Raw genomic sequence first — 15,010 nt, forward strand, 5'->3', positions numbered from 1 at the left:
GCTTTTTTATATTTTATAATATATAGTAATTAGTGATTAGGATTATTATATGAAAATCTAATATCTAATAATAGTTATAAAAAATAATTTAAATATTTATAGGAGAAAACAAACATATGAGAAATATAAAAATGACAATTGAGTATGATGGTACAAGATATAAAGGATGGCAAAAACAAAATATAAAAGGGACTTCAATAAATACGATACAAGATAAATTAGAAATATTACTAGAAAAAATGACAGGTGAAAAAATTCAACTCATTGGTTGTGGCAGAACAGATTCAGGTGTTCATGCTAAAAATTATATAGCTAATTTCAAAACGAATACTACCTTATCAATAGAGGAGATGATGCAATATTGTAAAAAGTATTTGCCAGAGGATATTGTTATAAGAGATATGAAAAATGCAAGCGAGAGATTTCATGCAAGGCTTAATATTTTATCTAAAACTTATATTTACACAATAGATAATAATGAGTATCAAGATGTATTTGTGAGAAAATTTGCATGGCATATTGAGAAAAAACTTGATATTAAGAAAATGAGGGAAGCATCAAAGTTTCTTTTAGGTACTCATGATTTTCAAAGTTTTACAAGTCTTAAAGCTAAGAATGGAAAATCAACTGTAAGAAAAATAAATTATATAAATATAGAAGAGAAAGATAATTTGATTAAGATTGAATTTAATGGAAATGGGTTTTTGTTAAATATGGTAAGAATACTTACAGGAACTCTTGTAAAGGTTGGAATGGGGGAAATTGAACCTAGTGATGTTTTAGTTATATTAAATGCTAAAAAAAGAGCTGAAGCTGGAGAAAAAGCTCCAGCCAAGGGGTTATGTATGTGGTGTGCAAATTATTAAGATTACAAAATCATAGCGTTTAAAATGTTTATAAAATTTTAATTTTACTTTAATTAGTTATTTAGTATAAAATTTATAGTTAAGGGGGAGTGGAATAACATGGATTTATATAAGGTTTTAAAGATTAAAAAAGCTACGACAAATAAGAAGACAAAAAAGGATTATAAAAATGCTCTTACAAAGTTCGATGATGAAATTTTAGGTGATGATGTTAGATATCGTGTATTGCCTAAAAAAGATTTTTATAAAAGGGCTAAAGAGATGATAAAGAGAGAGTATAATAGTTTAGATTCCAAAATACAAGATTTCATATATTTATCAGAAGAAGATGATGAATATAATTTAGTTGGAAATGCTATAAGAAATTATGCTGATTTAGATGAAGATGAAGAGGTATTTTACTGTTTTGATAATACAGTTTTTAAATCAGCAAAAGATGGAATGATACTTACAAATAAAGCAATACATTGTCAAAATAAAAGAGAACATCCTTGGAGAATAAATTTAGATGATATAGAAAATATAGAATTTAAAGAAAGACATTGGGCACCAAGGATATATATAAATGATAAAAAGATAGACTGTACTGCCTTAGATAAAGATAGTAAAAAGTTTATGGTATTTTTAGAAAAGTGTATAAATTATATAAAAGATATTAAAGATAATTAACTTATACTAATATAATTATTAATTTTTAAGCACCTAAAATTGTAGGGTGCTTTTATTTTTAAGTTAAATAGTTCATTGAATTAGCAAGGGATATATAAGATGTTGATGGAAGGTTGGATATTGCTCTTCCCATGAAATAGTTATTTTTGGTAAAGGTTAACCATTCACGAAGTCTTCTAGTGTATATTTCTTTAGGAATTAAAAAATTTGCAAAGGTATTGCTCCAAGAAGGATTAGATGCTAGTTTGCAAGATATATCTCCTAGATAGGCTGGAATATTATATGCAAAATCGTATAGAGCAACTTTTTGATAGTCTGTTAAAGTATCTAACTTTAAATATTTTGAGATAGTATCATTCCAAACAGGAATATTTTGTTTTAAATAATTTATAAGATATTCAAAAGCATAAGTTTTTGAGATTGGTGTATTTGGAAAGTTTATTTTGGTGTAATAACTTCCATAACCTATAGAGTTTCCATATATTCCAGTACCGTAATAATAAGGAGATGAACTAAAACCTTCATTACAGGCTATATACAAGGCTGTCTGTTCAATTAATGGTATGCTAGAGGTATTAAATGAATTGAAATCAAAAGTACCGTAGTCTAGAGAAATAAAAGCTGTTTCTATGGGATTGTTAGGTAAATTAGTGTTATTAAATAAAATGCAAGCGTAATTTTCTGTTTGAAAAAGATAATTAAAACTTTCAGTTGATTCAATAGAATAGATTTGAGTTTTATTTATGTTAAATAAAGCGCGATAATTACAGTTTGTATTAAAAGTTGTATGATTATTTCTGATTATTATACTATTATTAGTTAAATTATCTAAGGGGATATATCCTATAATATATGTATTATTGAATGAATCAGGAAATTCTATTAAAATTACTTTTTCATCAGGATAAATTTCTAATATGGTAATTTCATCACCAAGAGATGTGTAAGTGTTAGGAATTGATATGTTATTAATATCTACAATATTTATGTTACCTAAAAAGTTAATAGCGTTAGTTGGATAAGTTGGATTTTTACCAACAGATGTACCAGAAGCTAAGTAGTACGGAATATTTGTTTGAATAACATTAAGGTTTCCAGAACATAAAGGAACATATCCAACTTGTAATTTATTATTAAAATCTTTATATATAATGCAAGCATAAGTGTCAGTGCTATATAAATAAGTTGAGGTTTCATTTAAAGATAGAGTGTTACTAGACAAATCACCATTGATTAAGAGGACTTCTTGATTGTTTACAGAATTAATCCATGAATTGTAAAATCTTAATTTTAAAAGATTAAAATCGCTGACTTTTATGTATCCTTGAACATAACAGTTTTTATCATTATAAGGGAATTGTATAAGTGCTAAATTAGTTTCAGAAGAAATACTAAGAATTGTAATACAATCGCCTAAAGATGTGTAATTGTTAGGAAGAGGTTGTCCTTTTGAATTATAAAGTTGGATTAAGCTACCTGTAACTTTAGCATTCCACTGATAGAGTGGTTGTATTCCAATTGATTCTCCTGCTACAAGATTAAAATTAATTTTTGTATTAATTGACATGATAAATCACTCCTAAATATTTAGTTTTTTAATTTTTGGAAATTTATTATTAAATAGATTTGAAACAAAAATTAGACTTGCTTTTAAAGAAACTTTAGAAATAAGTTTCTTAGAACAATTGTTATTATATATCAATTAAAAAAAATGTCAACATGCTGTAAGAAGTGTTACAAAATATTTTAGTTTAAAGTTGCTCAGAAAAGTAATATATAATACATTATATTAAATGCTATGTTTAAACAGCAGATACTAATAAAAAGCTTTTATGTAGAATTAGTATTGTATTAAAACATAGCTAAATTTAAAAATATTATTAAAATTATAATTAATTATAAATATTATTTAATTGTTACACAATAAGAGCAGTTAAATGTTTTTTCAGGTTCTAAAGATAGAATTCCTTCTTTTTTAGAAAAATCATCTTTAAAGTCTTCAAAATCTGCATGACCAAACCAAGGTTCTATGCATACAAAAGGAGCACCTGTTGGCTTTGACCATAATGCAAGGTATGGAAAATCTGCAAAATTAAATTCTAAAGCTTTATTATTATTTTTAGATTTTAATGTTATTTTATTAGAATTTAGATTGCTGAAAATTAAAGCATCATCTTTGAAAAGTTCTTTTGAAAGATTTATTTTATTTTCATCATTTAAAAAAGTTTTTTTCTCCCTTTTAGCATAACCATCTTTGTTTAATGGCATTATAGATGCTGTTTCATTTTCATTAAATTCAAAATAATAATCATTTAATGATTCATCTTTAGAAAATGGACACATAAATGCAGGGTGTGCTCCAATAGAAAAATACATATTTTCTTCATTAGTATTTTTAACAATATATTCAGTAGTTACACTGCTATCATTTAAAGTATATTTTATGATTAATGAAAATTTATAAGGATAGACTTTAAGTGTTTCTGATGATGATTTAAGTTCAAATGAAATAGTATTGCTTGTCTTTTCTAAAACATTAAAATTAGAAACCCTAGCTAGACCATGTTGTGGAAGATTATAGAAAGAGCCATTTACTCTATATTCACCATTTAAAACTTTACCTACGATAGGAAAAAGAATGGGAGCGTGGTATTTCCAATAAGATTCATCACCATTCCATAAAAATTCTGTGTTATATTTTTTGCTAAAGATACTTTGAAGTTCTCCGCCTAATTCTCTAAATTTTAATTTAAGATTATCGTTTTCTAAATAATATGTCATAATAAAATCCCTTTCTATTAAATAATATAGTTTTTATATAATAATTATAACACAATAGAAAAATGTAAAATAAAGTATTTTAATTAGGATTGAGATAAAATAGAAGATATTATGTAGAATAAAACATAGAGCAAGAAAAGTAAGAAAAGAGTAACAGGTATTATTAGTAAAAGCATTTACTTATCGGGCAAGAAATGATATTATTAATTGATTGAAGATTAACTTAGATGTATTTAAATAGTTATTATTATTTAATTTCAATTATGATGAAAAATAACATGTGATGTGAATAAACAAGGAGTATATTTTATTTCTTGTTTATTTTATTTGATTAATGTCTTAAAATAAGGATTGAACTTTAAATAATAGTATCATATAATCAAGTTAATATTAATTAATAAAAAGAAGGTTAAAAATATGGAAATTGCACATATAATAAAAAAAGAATTACATAATAACGAATATGAGAGATTAAATGAAGAAAGATTAGAGCGTGACTTACAATATTCTATAAAAACAATAGATAGATTATTTAAGGCTAAATTTAAAATCACATTGAAACAATATCATAAAAATTATGTTGCAAACAATATAATAAAAACTGCCTTTTTAGAAAGAAAATCGGTTAAAAAATATTTTGAAGAAATAATTGATAAAAATATTAATATGTATTGGAGTGATTATAAAGCTTTTAATACATTTATAAACAATAAAAACAATATATTCAATATTATAACAAAATTTGATTAAATATGTTATAATATTTATAATAAGGTTAAAAAGAGGTGATTGACATAAAGGTATATGAACTTAATTTATCTATTTATTTACTAAAAAGTATTGATTTTAGTAATTTAAATGGTGAAATTAATAAATTAATAGATAAAAGTTTTATTCATGATGAAAAAATGAAGAAATTTCATGAAAGCAATAATTATAAATTTTATTGTTTTAATAGTTTATATCCATTAGAAAAAGATAAAGTTTATAAAGAAGGGCACATATATAATTTAATTATTAGAACTATAGATATTAATCTGTCTAATTATTTTAAAAGATATTTGGCAAATGAGTATACAGATTCTATGAAAGGATTAGTTATTAAATGTAGAGAAATTCCACAAAAATTTATTGATAAAGTGTATAGCATAACACCAGTTATTTTAAAATTTGAGGATGGGTATTGGAAAACTAATAATAGTGCAATTGTTTTTGAAAAACGCCTAAAAGAAAATTTAATTAAAAAATATAATAGCTTTTTTAATGAAAAAATAGATGAAAATGTAGAAATATTTAAGTATATAAAATTAGAAAATCAAAAACCTATACCAGTTAAATATAAGGATATTTTGCTTTTAGGAGATAAAGTTACAATAGAGTTTGCCGAAAATGAAGTCGCTCAGAAGTTAGCATATATTGCTATTGGATGTTCAGTGGGAGAAATGGGCTCTCGTGGAATGAGTTACTGTAATTATAAATGGATTTAAGGAGGTGTTTTTTTGAATAAAGACCTTATTGATATATTTAATGTTCAATATAATGCTAAAGGTGAAAAGCTAATAACAGATAATTATACTTTAGCCGATGGCACTTATATAATGGTAAATACTGATGGCAATATAAAATATCAAAAAGAATTTGATAAAAAAGTTAGTCAAATAATAGAATTTGAAGAATTTATAACTCGTGATTATTTATCAAAATATTTAGAATCTAATAAGTCAATAGAAAAATCTAAGCTTATTCACAGTAATAATTACATGAGCTTTTTTATCAAAAAAGAAACTTTAAATTTAGAGGAATTTGCTAAAAAAAGAAAAAAGCTAATATTAAAGAATTTATATTAGAATGTATAGATGATTATTTTAATGTTTTAGAAAATCCCAAAAATAAGCATAGCAAGAAGAAAGAAGCTTTAAAACTTTATAAAGAAATAGAAGAACAATTAGGTTTAGCTAATGTTGAAAAAGTTAATTATTGTAGAAATTGGATAAAGGAAAATATATTTCAAATAGGAGAAAATTTAAAAGATTATAAGGGGTATTTAAAAATATTTTTTGATTTCCCTATAGAAGAATATGAAAAAGAAAGTAATCGTTATATTATTCCTAATATATATAACTCTAATGATTATAATACAGAATTTAATGGAGAAATATTAGGGCTTCCTAACAATAATATGGGAATGAATTCTAAAAAACCATATTTAGCTAATAAAACTAGAAAAAATAATATGCCGTATCTTATTAATAAAGAGGATGTATTACTTCAAAAAAAATTCTATGATTATTTATATAATTTAGTTAATAATGGAGTTAACAATGTATATTTTGATATAACTAATAAAATAATTAAACTTTTATATAAAGATGAGGAAACGAAAAGACATAAAGAAAAAGTTGAAAAGGGATTGAGAGCTTATTACTTAAGAATACAAAAGGGAAAAGAAGTGGAAATCCATGATTTTGATATTATAACTAATTATAATACTGAAATTACTGGTTTAGAGATAAAAGAAGAAATAGTTAATGAAAATATAAGAGTTAAATCTAAATTATTAGAAAATGGAGGCAAAAAGGTTACATCTATATATTCTTTAGAGAAACTAGTTGATAGAATTTATTTTAATAAATTTCTTGTGAATAACTATTTTACACCTATAAAAGATTTGAAAATTAACGATTCCAAAGTGCTAGAACAAATGGCACTAACTAAAGATGCTTGGTTTTCTTTTATATATAAAGGCAATATTAATCAAATAAAATCTATGTTTAAAAAAAGTTCTATGGAACTTATAAAAAATTCAATAGCTAATGGTTATGTTGTGAAAGCTTTTGAACAATTTGTATTAAGAGAAGCTATTCTTGATTATTTTGAATTAAATAAGGATAGAGAAGTTAGTAATATAGATGGAGGTAGGAGAATGGGAGATTTTATAAAACCTATTAATGATAAATTAAGGCAAAAGATAAATATTAAAGAGAAAGATATAAGAGAAAATAGAGTGACTCAAGGAGTTATTGAAAGTGATGAAGAGTATTATTTTGCAGTAGGTCAATTTATAAGTTATTTATTTTCTTTAAGTAAAGCCAATACTAAAAAACAATCTCTAATAAATCCTTTTTTAAACTGTAAAAGTGATAAGAGATTAAAAGAGTTATTGGAAAGACTTTATAAAAAATATAATCATGCTATTGAAGGAAATTACGGTAGGGCTAGTAGTTTAAATAGAATGATCATAGGCTACATTCCTAATGAAAGTAAAGTAAAAACCGATATTTTAATAGCTGGGTATCTTTATAGTAGTTTAATTTATGAAGACAGTAAAGATAATAAAGAAAATAGTAAGAAAGAAGAAAAATAGGGGGAATTTTTATTATGAAGAAAAGAGTTTATGGAATAATAGGAATAAAATCAATAATGTCAAATTGGAATGCAGATTTTAGTGGATATCCAAAATCAACATCAGATGGAGAGGTTTTTGGAAGTGATAAAGCACTTAAATATCCTATGAAAAAGATGTGGGATGATAATGGTGAAAAGGTACTTTATATAAAGTCATATAAGATTGATGATGATAGTAAAAAGAAAGATGAAGTAAAGTTAAGACCAAGGTCATTAAAAGAGAGATATGAAAAAATATTTGAAGTTTCTGATTTGGCAACTGAGAAAGATAGTAGAAATGTTGTGAAAAATTTATTTTTAGCAACAGATGTTAAACAGTTTGGGGCAACATTTGCAGAGGCTAAAAATAACATTTCTATAACAGGAGCAGTTCAAATTAATCAAGGATTTAATATATATGAAGGGCATAGTGTAGAAGAACAACAAATTCTTTCTCCATTTAGAGATGGAACAAAAGATGAGGCAGATGCGTCAACTCTTGGAACTAAAATAGTAAGCAGTGAAGCTCATTATATATATCCTTTTGTTGTAAATCCAAAAGCATATAATAACTATGTAGAGATGAAAGTAACTGACGGGTATACAGAAGAAGATTACAAAAAATTTAAAGAAGCTGCATTGATTTCTGCAACTGCTTTTAATACTAATTCTAAAACAGGATGTGAAAATGAAATTTCTATTTTTATTGAAACAGAAGAGGATTTATATATTCCAAATTTAGCTGGGTTTATAGAATTTAGGAAGGAAAATAACAAAGGAATATTTACATTTAAATTTAAAGATTTATTGGAAGCTTTAGACCAAAGAATTAATAATGTAGAAATATATTATAATCCTTATGATACTGAGTTTGAAAATAAAATAGAAGGAGAAAAGTATAAATACTTTAATATATTTACTAGAGAAGAGGTAAAATAGCATGAAATTTTTAAGATTTAAACTTAGTGGGAAGACAGCTTTTTTTAAGAAGCCAGACGTAAACACTTATTATTATTTTACCTATACTTCAATTCATAAGGTTGCACTTCTTGGAATGTTTGGAGCAATTTTAGGTCTTGGTGGATATAATGAAAGAAATAATAATCGAGAAATAAAAAAAATAAAGGAAGATTTCAAATATCCTGAGTTTTATGAAAAATTAAAAGAGTTAAAAGTTGCTATAGTTCCAACTAATGATAAAGATTTAAAGCAGAGAAAGGGTTACATAACTTTTGATGGTTATGTAAATAAAAAGATTCAAACCTTTAATAATTCGGTAGGTTATGCATCATATGAAGTAGGGGGGAATCTGATAGTAAAAGAGCAATGGCTTGAAAATCCTGTATGGGAGATTTATCTTAAAGTGGATAGTAAGATAAGTGAGGAATTAGCTAAAAGATTTATGAATTATAATTTTACCTATATGCCTTATTTAGGGAAAAATGATCACTATGCAAATATTGAAGAAGTTTCAATTATAAATGATGGAGAATTAATAAATTCAAGTGATGTAAAATCTATCTATGGATTGTTTAAAAGCGATTATTTTGAAATAAATAATAATATTGATTGTGATGATGGTGAAGACGATGACGAGGATAATGATTATAACAAGATAGAATGGGTTTTTGAAGAATTTTTACCTGTATCTTTAACAGAAAGTATCAATCAATATCAAAAGGAAAAATTCAGAGCAACTAGCCTTAATGTTAAATGTGTCAATGATTATAAAGAAATATATAAAATCAATGGATTAAATATATTTTTCTTTTAGGAGATGATTTTGTGACAATAAAAGATATTAATATATATAAATTAGAGGAGAACTTTAGCAGTTTAGATAAGATGCAGGCTCATTTTAAAGAGAATAAACAAGGTGAAAAAATTGATAATGAAACACTAAAAGAGCATTTAGAGTTAACTTTAAAGTATTTTTACAAAATAGTTGAAGATAAAAAATTAGAAAATATAATAAAAAATTTTGAAGATGAACTTCTAAAAGGGTATTCAAATATAGTTAGACATCTATTTAAAGAACTCTTGGTAAATGCTATTTATATGCATGATGTTGGAAAAAGTAATCCTAATTTTCAGTATTATAAAATGAAAAATAATGAAAGTTTTCAGTCTTTAGATAATAAAAAAACAGAGCATTCTCTATTTTCTTCTATTATGTATTTTAATAGTTATTGTGGAAAGATCGTTGATAATGTAGAGGGGGAAGAGAGAAATCTTCTCCTTTTAATTTTAATGATTAATAGTTATGCAATAGCTAGGCATCATGGTTACTTAAAAGATTTTTTTGAATTTTATGAAGAAGGATTCCCAAAAGCTTATAGAGAAGCTAAAGAAATTTCTAAAATTCAAGAAAATAATTTTTATGTAAATTATAAAGGTGAATTTAAGAGGTTAAAGTTAATTAATAATTTACAAAAGCTTGATAGAAAAAATAAGTTGTTTAATATTTTAGAAAAAAAAGAAACTTGGAAAAGTGTAGATTTATATATTTATAGTAGATTTGTTTTTTCACTTATAGTTAGTTCAGATTTTTATGCTACATCAGAGTATGAAACAGGAGAAAAGGTAGATGATTTAGGTCTCTTAGGTAACGTAGAAGAGTTTGAAGAAAGTTTTAATAAAACAAAAGTTTCTGAAAGTATAAAAAAATATAGAGATTTTAAAACAGGATTAATAGATAAATGTCCGTTTAAAGAAAATGATATCAATCTTTTAAGAAGTGAAATATTTTTAGAAAGTGAAGAAAATTTATTAAAGGGATTACAGGAAGGTACAGAAGGTACAGATATATTTTTTTTAGAAGCTCCAACTGGATCAGGTAAGACTAATAGTTCAATAAATTTAGCCCTTAAAACTTTAAATAATAATAAAAATTTAAATAAATTATTTTATATATTTCCTTTTAATACCTTAGTAGAACAAACGAAAAATTCATTAGATGAAATTTTTGAAGGTAAAGGTTTAAAGGAGAAAATATCAGTAGTAAATTCAATAACAGCTATGAAAGAAAAATTTAAAGATGAAGATACAAAAGTAGATTATGAAAAAACACTACTTGCAAGGCAATTTTTACATTATCCAATTACTTTAAGTACTCATGTAAATTTATTTAATTATTTGTTCGGACTTAATAGAGATTCTGTATTTCCATTAACCCAACTTGCAAATAGTGTAGTTATTATTGATGAAGTACAAAGTTATAAGAACTCTATATGGACTGAAATTATAATATTTTTAAAAAAATATTCAAAGTTATTAAATATAAAATTCATAATAATGTCAGCCACCCTTCCAGATTTAAGAGAACTTAGTAATGAAAAGTATGGGTTTAAGATGTTAATTAATAATAGAGAGAAATATTTTCAAAATCCATTATTTAAAAATAGAGTAGAAGTTGATTATTCATTATTAGATAAAAACTTGGATTTACAAGGTCTTTTAGAAAATATAAGACCTGTTTTAGAAGAAAATAATAAAAAGATAGTAATAGAGTTTATAAAAAAGAAAAGTGCACTAGAGTTTTATGAAATATTAAAAAATGTAGAAGATGAACTTGGAAAAGAAGTTCTTTTAATTACAGGTGACGATAATAGAGCTGAGAGAAAGAGAATTATAAATAAAGTTAAAGGATTGGATAGAGAAGGTAATAAAATTGAATATCCTAACAATAACATAATTTTAGTTGCAACTCAAGTTATTGAAGCTGGTGTAGATATTGATATGGATTATGGATTTAAGGATATATCGATTTTAGATAGTGAAGAGCAGTTTTTAGGACGTATTAATAGAAGTTGTAAAAAGAAAAACGCAAAGGTATATTTTTTTAATGTTGATGATGCAAGTAGTATTTATAAAAATGATTTAAGAAAAATTAAAGAATTGACTATTGAAAATAAAGACATAAGGGAAATATTAAAAAATAAAGATTTTAGCTTGTTTTATAAAAAGGTAATGGATTATTTGACTAAACAAAACCAAAGATTAGATGCTGAAAATATTAATGATTTTAGAGAAAACTCAATAAAAAAACTAAATTATATAAATGTATATGATAGAATGAAGCTTATAGATGAAAGAAATCAATTCAGTGTGTTTTTAAATAGAGAAATTTATGACTTGAGTGGAGAATGTCTAAATGGAGAAGAAATTTGGAATGAATATAAAGAATTAATAAAAGATAAAGATATGAAGTATGCAGAAAAACAAGTTAAGTTATCAGAACATAGAGAAAAAATGGATTATTTTATATATACAGTGTCTAAAATAAATTTTTCATACAATGATTCTATTGGTGATTTAACTTATGTAGAAGACGGAGAAAAATTCTTTACTAATGGTAAGTTTAATCCGAGTGCTGTTGATGGTTTCGATAGTATTGAGTTTTTATAGGAGATGGTGTTTTGAAGGTTAATGGTACACTTATAAATTATTATTTTCATTGTAAACGCCAATGTTATCTTCATGGAAATAGAATTAATTTAGAAGCTAATAGTGAAGATGTTAAAATTGGAAAAGCTATTCATGAAGTTAAGGAAGAAGAGGCAAGCAATACAGAAATATCTATTGAAAATATAAAGATAGATAAAATAACAAAAGAGTATCTTGTAGAAATTAAGAAATCTGATTCAGATTATGAAGCTGTTAAATGGCAAATTTTATTTTATTTGAAGGTTTTAAAATCTAAGGGATTAAATAGGAAAGGGAAGATAGAGTTTGTTGAAAAGAAAAAGAGTAAGAATAAGATATTTTATGAAGAATTAGATGATGAAAAGGAAAAGAAATTAGGAGAAATTGAAAGTGAAATTAAAGCTTTACTTGAGAGTAAATATCCTCCTAAAGTTGATTTTGATAATAAATGCAAAAAGTGTGCTTATTATGAGTATTGTTATATTTAAGGGGAGAGATATATAGGAAGTGCAAAGTATTTAATATCAATGGGAGAATTAAGCAGAAAAGATAATTCTATATGTTTTAGAGTTAATAATAAAAATGCGTATATTCCAGTTGAAAATGTTAGTGAACTTTATTGTTTATCAGAGATTTCATTAAATAGTAAACTTCTAGATTTTTTGGCGAGGAATAATATAGTAGTGCATTTTTTTAATTATTATGAAGGATATAGTGGAAGTTTTTATCCAAAAGATAATCTTGTAAGTGGAAAGCTTTTAATAGCTCAAGTAAAAGCTTATGAAAATAAAAGAATGGAGATAGCTAAAGCTTTTGTTTGCGGTATTGCTGAAAATATAGATACAACATTATATCATTACTATAAACATAATAAAAAAGAGGTTAAAGAAACAGTTGATTGGATAAGAAAAGATTTTAAGAAAAAAGTTAGTGAGGTTGATGATATAAAACAACTTATGCAAGTTGAAGGTGAGCTTTGGCAAAGATTTTATGGAGATTTTAAATATATATTACCTGAGGATTTTGTATTAAACAAGAGGGTTAAAAGACCACCTGACAATCCAATAAATGCATTAATATCTTTTGGAAATAGTTTATTATATGCTAAGACTGTTTCCACAATATATAAAACTCATCTTGATCAAAGAATAAGTTTTCTTCATGAACCATCAGAAGGAAGATTTTCTTTAAGTTTAGATATAAGCGAAACATTTAAGCCAATATTAGTTTTTAAAACAATATTTGATTTAGTAAATAATAAAAAATTACAAGTATCCAAACACTTTGAGAAAAAATTAAATTATTGTGTTTTAAATGAGGAAGGAAGAAAAATTTTTGTAGATGCATTTGAAGAAAGATTAAAAAGTGTGTTTATGCATAGTAAACTTAAAAGAAAAGTAACTTATAAAACTGCTATCAAGCTTGATTGCTATAAATTGATAAAATGTATATTAGAGGACAAAGAACTTAAAATGTTTAACATTAAGGAGAAAATGTAGAAATGAAAAAGAAGATAAATTATAATTATGCATTTTTATTTTATGATGTTAAAGAAAATAGGGTAAATAAGGTTTTTAAAATATGTAAAAAGTATTTAAGTCATTATCAAAAATCAGTTTTTAGAGGAGAAATAACTCCTTCAAATTTAATAAAATTAAGAAAAGACATAAAAAATGTAATTGATGAAACAGAAGATTTTATTTGCATAATAAAATTATTAAATGATGGAATGTTTGGAGAAGAAATAATAGGAGTAGCTAATAAAACAGGAGAAGATTTATTTTTATAATATATTTACCAGGCAAAAACAATTTTAATTTTTTAAAAGCATGATTATTAAAGGCTTTAAGATTATTTTTAAAAGTTTATAGAAATTTTTTTGATTACTTGGTAAAATATTATTAGAAAGTGATAAGTAAAGGCTTAACAGGGAATTAACTATTTTAAAAATGGCTTTTTTACAGTGATTGAAGAATAACATTAGATGTATTTAAATTCTATTTTATAGATATACCTTTCATTTTCTATATCATTGAAGAATAACATTAGATGTATTTAAATAAAAATTTCTACCATTATATATATAATATATTTTTATTGAAGAATAACATTAGATGTATTTAAATCCGAATTTTGGTTGTATATTATTTTTTATTTTTTCAATTGAAGAATAACATTAGATGTATTTAAATATTAACTCTATAGTTTTTTGCAATCTCTCCATTAAATTGAAGAATAACATTAGATGTATTTAAATTGCTAATTGGTTGGTAATATTCCTTCTTTTTATGTATATAAAAATTATATCAAAGAGGTAGATTTAATTAAGAATTAAATTTTTATCGTTTTAATTTAGTATTTTAAAGTTTATAATATAAGTATGACATATAATTTTTAAGATATAAATAAGGAAGTGAGTGAAATGGAAGAAAATTTAAAATTAAAAGAAGAGCTAAAAAGTGAAATTAATAAGGAGCTTTATGATGATTTAAAGAATATTACGCAAGAGGTTGCAGGAAAAGTTAGAGAAGAAATAAGTTATGATAGTATAAAAAATCATGAAAAAGCCCAAATAAATGAGGAAGTTTTAACTATGGCTAATAATAATGAGATTAGCAAAGAATTAAATAATTCAGTTGATAAGCTTATAAAAGAAGATAGAAAGCTTAAAAAAATGTTTTTAATAGATTTAATTGGTTGTACTGCTATGTGTGCTGCTACAATTTATCTTTTACATAAAAAAAGAAAATAAAAATTTAAAAAGAGGTAAGCTTTTATTACCTCTTTAATTTATTTAAATTTATTCTTATATAAAATACTCTTAAATGATAAATAAAATTAACATTAATTCTTAAAAAATAATTTAAAAAGCAAAATACATAATC

Annotated in this window: 15 protein-coding genes; 13 read left to right on the top strand and 2 right to left on the bottom strand. The window is 24.1% G+C overall.

Annotation, left to right across the window (positions count from 1 at the left end; translation table 11 throughout):
* The first annotated feature begins 116 nt into the window (after nucleotides 1-116).
* Both truA and DR020_RS10395 read left to right on the top strand, forming a co-directional pair.
* Nucleotides 117-866 (top strand): tRNA pseudouridine(38-40) synthase TruA, encoded by a 750-nt coding sequence (truA, locus tag DR020_RS10390; protein WP_112365904.1) that lies wholly within the window; start codon nucleotides 117-119, stop codon nucleotides 864-866.
* A 99-nt stretch (nucleotides 867-965) separates the two neighbouring features.
* Nucleotides 966-1,535 (top strand): hypothetical protein, encoded by a 570-nt coding sequence (locus DR020_RS10395; protein ID WP_055257680.1) that lies wholly within the window; start codon nucleotides 966-968, stop codon nucleotides 1,533-1,535.
* 58 nt (nucleotides 1,536-1,593) lie between these two features.
* Here DR020_RS10395 and DR020_RS10400 read toward each other — a convergent pair whose 3' ends face one another.
* Nucleotides 1,594-3,102, bottom strand: coding sequence for a glycoside hydrolase family protein (locus tag DR020_RS10400; protein ID WP_112365905.1), 1,509 nt, complete (start codon nucleotides 3,100-3,102; stop codon nucleotides 1,594-1,596).
* Between the two features lie 338 nt (nucleotides 3,103-3,440).
* Nucleotides 3,441-4,316 carry an aldose 1-epimerase family protein gene (locus DR020_RS10405; RefSeq protein ID WP_112365906.1) on the bottom strand — a complete coding sequence of 292 codons (876 nt, stop codon included), beginning with the start codon at nucleotides 4,314-4,316 and terminating at the stop codon, nucleotides 3,441-3,443.
* Between the two features lie 417 nt (nucleotides 4,317-4,733).
* Here DR020_RS10405 and DR020_RS10410 point away from each other — a divergent pair, with 417 nt between their 5' ends.
* The 11 genes from DR020_RS10410 (at nucleotide 4,734) to DR020_RS10460 (ending at nucleotide 14,877) form a co-directional block, all read left to right on the top strand.
* Nucleotides 4,734-5,066, top strand: a complete 333-nt coding sequence (locus DR020_RS10410) for a hypothetical protein (protein ID WP_112365907.1) — start codon at nucleotides 4,734-4,736, stop codon at nucleotides 5,064-5,066.
* A gap of 35 nt (nucleotides 5,067-5,101) precedes the next feature.
* Nucleotides 5,102-5,803, top strand: coding sequence for a CRISPR-associated endoribonuclease Cas6 (cas6, locus tag DR020_RS10415; protein WP_235809672.1), 702 nt, complete (start codon nucleotides 5,102-5,104; stop codon nucleotides 5,801-5,803).
* Between the two features lie 12 nt (nucleotides 5,804-5,815).
* Nucleotides 5,816-6,163 (top strand): hypothetical protein, encoded by a 348-nt coding sequence (locus DR020_RS10420; RefSeq protein ID WP_112365908.1) that lies wholly within the window; start codon nucleotides 5,816-5,818, stop codon nucleotides 6,161-6,163.
* A 338-nt stretch (nucleotides 6,164-6,501) separates the two neighbouring features.
* A complete protein-coding gene (locus DR020_RS10425; RefSeq protein WP_146739593.1) occupies nucleotides 6,502-7,680 on the top strand; it encodes a type I-B CRISPR-associated protein Cas8b/Csh1 in 1,179 nt (392 codons plus the stop codon).
* A gap of 14 nt (nucleotides 7,681-7,694) precedes the next feature.
* A complete protein-coding gene (locus DR020_RS10430; protein ID WP_058991581.1) occupies nucleotides 7,695-8,639 on the top strand; it encodes a type I CRISPR-associated protein Cas7 in 945 nt (314 codons plus the stop codon).
* Between the two features lies 1 nt (nucleotide 8,640).
* Nucleotides 8,641-9,474 (top strand): type I-B CRISPR-associated protein Cas5b, encoded by an 834-nt coding sequence (cas5b, locus tag DR020_RS10435; protein ID WP_112365910.1) that lies wholly within the window; start codon nucleotides 8,641-8,643, stop codon nucleotides 9,472-9,474.
* 11 nt (nucleotides 9,475-9,485) lie between these two features.
* Entirely contained in the window at nucleotides 9,486-12,107 is a 2,622-nt protein-coding gene (gene cas3 / locus DR020_RS10440; protein WP_112365911.1) for a CRISPR-associated helicase Cas3', read from the top strand.
* Between the two features lie 11 nt (nucleotides 12,108-12,118).
* Complete coding sequence (locus DR020_RS10445; RefSeq protein ID WP_055257664.1) at nucleotides 12,119-12,613, top strand: CRISPR-associated protein Cas4; 495 nt, start codon at nucleotides 12,119-12,121, stop codon at nucleotides 12,611-12,613.
* A 12-nt stretch (nucleotides 12,614-12,625) separates the two neighbouring features.
* Nucleotides 12,626-13,624, top strand: coding sequence for a type I-B CRISPR-associated endonuclease Cas1b (cas1b, locus tag DR020_RS10450; RefSeq protein ID WP_055257662.1), 999 nt, complete (start codon nucleotides 12,626-12,628; stop codon nucleotides 13,622-13,624).
* 2 nt (nucleotides 13,625-13,626) lie between these two features.
* Nucleotides 13,627-13,914, top strand: coding sequence for a CRISPR-associated endonuclease Cas2 (gene cas2, locus DR020_RS10455; RefSeq protein WP_058991589.1), 288 nt, complete (start codon nucleotides 13,627-13,629; stop codon nucleotides 13,912-13,914).
* Between the two features lie 633 nt (nucleotides 13,915-14,547).
* Nucleotides 14,548-14,877 (top strand): hypothetical protein, encoded by a 330-nt coding sequence (locus tag DR020_RS10460; protein ID WP_055257657.1) that lies wholly within the window; start codon nucleotides 14,548-14,550, stop codon nucleotides 14,875-14,877.
* Nucleotides 14,878-15,010 lie beyond the last annotated feature (133 nt).

This window comes from Sarcina ventriculi (assembly GCF_900456775.1).
Taxonomy (GTDB): Bacteria; Bacillota; Clostridia; order Clostridiales; family Clostridiaceae; genus Sarcina; species Sarcina ventriculi.

Excerpts from the sequence above, each read along its gene's own strand:
- DR020_RS10425 (WP_146739593.1), top strand. The coding sequence starts at position 6,502 with ATGAATTCTAAAAAACCATATTTAGCTAATAAAACTAGAAAAAATAAT.
- DR020_RS10430 (WP_058991581.1), top strand. The coding sequence starts at position 7,695 with ATGAAGAAAAGAGTTTATGGAATAATAGGAATAAAATCAATAATGTCA.
- cas5b (WP_112365910.1), top strand. The coding sequence starts at position 8,641 with ATGAAATTTTTAAGATTTAAACTTAGTGGGAAGACAGCTTTTTTTAAG.
- DR020_RS10460 (WP_055257657.1), top strand. The coding sequence starts at position 14,548 with ATGGAAGAAAATTTAAAATTAAAAGAAGAGCTAAAAAGTGAAATTAAT.
- DR020_RS10400 (WP_112365905.1), bottom strand. The coding sequence starts at position 3,102 with ATGTCAATTAATACAAAAATTAATTTTAATCTTGTAGCAGGAGAATCA.
- DR020_RS10410 (WP_112365907.1), top strand. The coding sequence starts at position 4,734 with ATGGAAATTGCACATATAATAAAAAAAGAATTACATAATAACGAATAT.
- cas2 (WP_058991589.1), top strand. The coding sequence starts at position 13,627 with ATGAAAAAGAAGATAAATTATAATTATGCATTTTTATTTTATGATGTT.
- truA (WP_112365904.1), top strand. The coding sequence starts at position 117 with ATGAGAAATATAAAAATGACAATTGAGTATGATGGTACAAGATATAAA.
- DR020_RS10395 (WP_055257680.1), top strand. The coding sequence starts at position 966 with ATGGATTTATATAAGGTTTTAAAGATTAAAAAAGCTACGACAAATAAG.
- DR020_RS10405 (WP_112365906.1), bottom strand. The coding sequence starts at position 4,316 with ATGACATATTATTTAGAAAACGATAATCTTAAATTAAAATTTAGAGAA.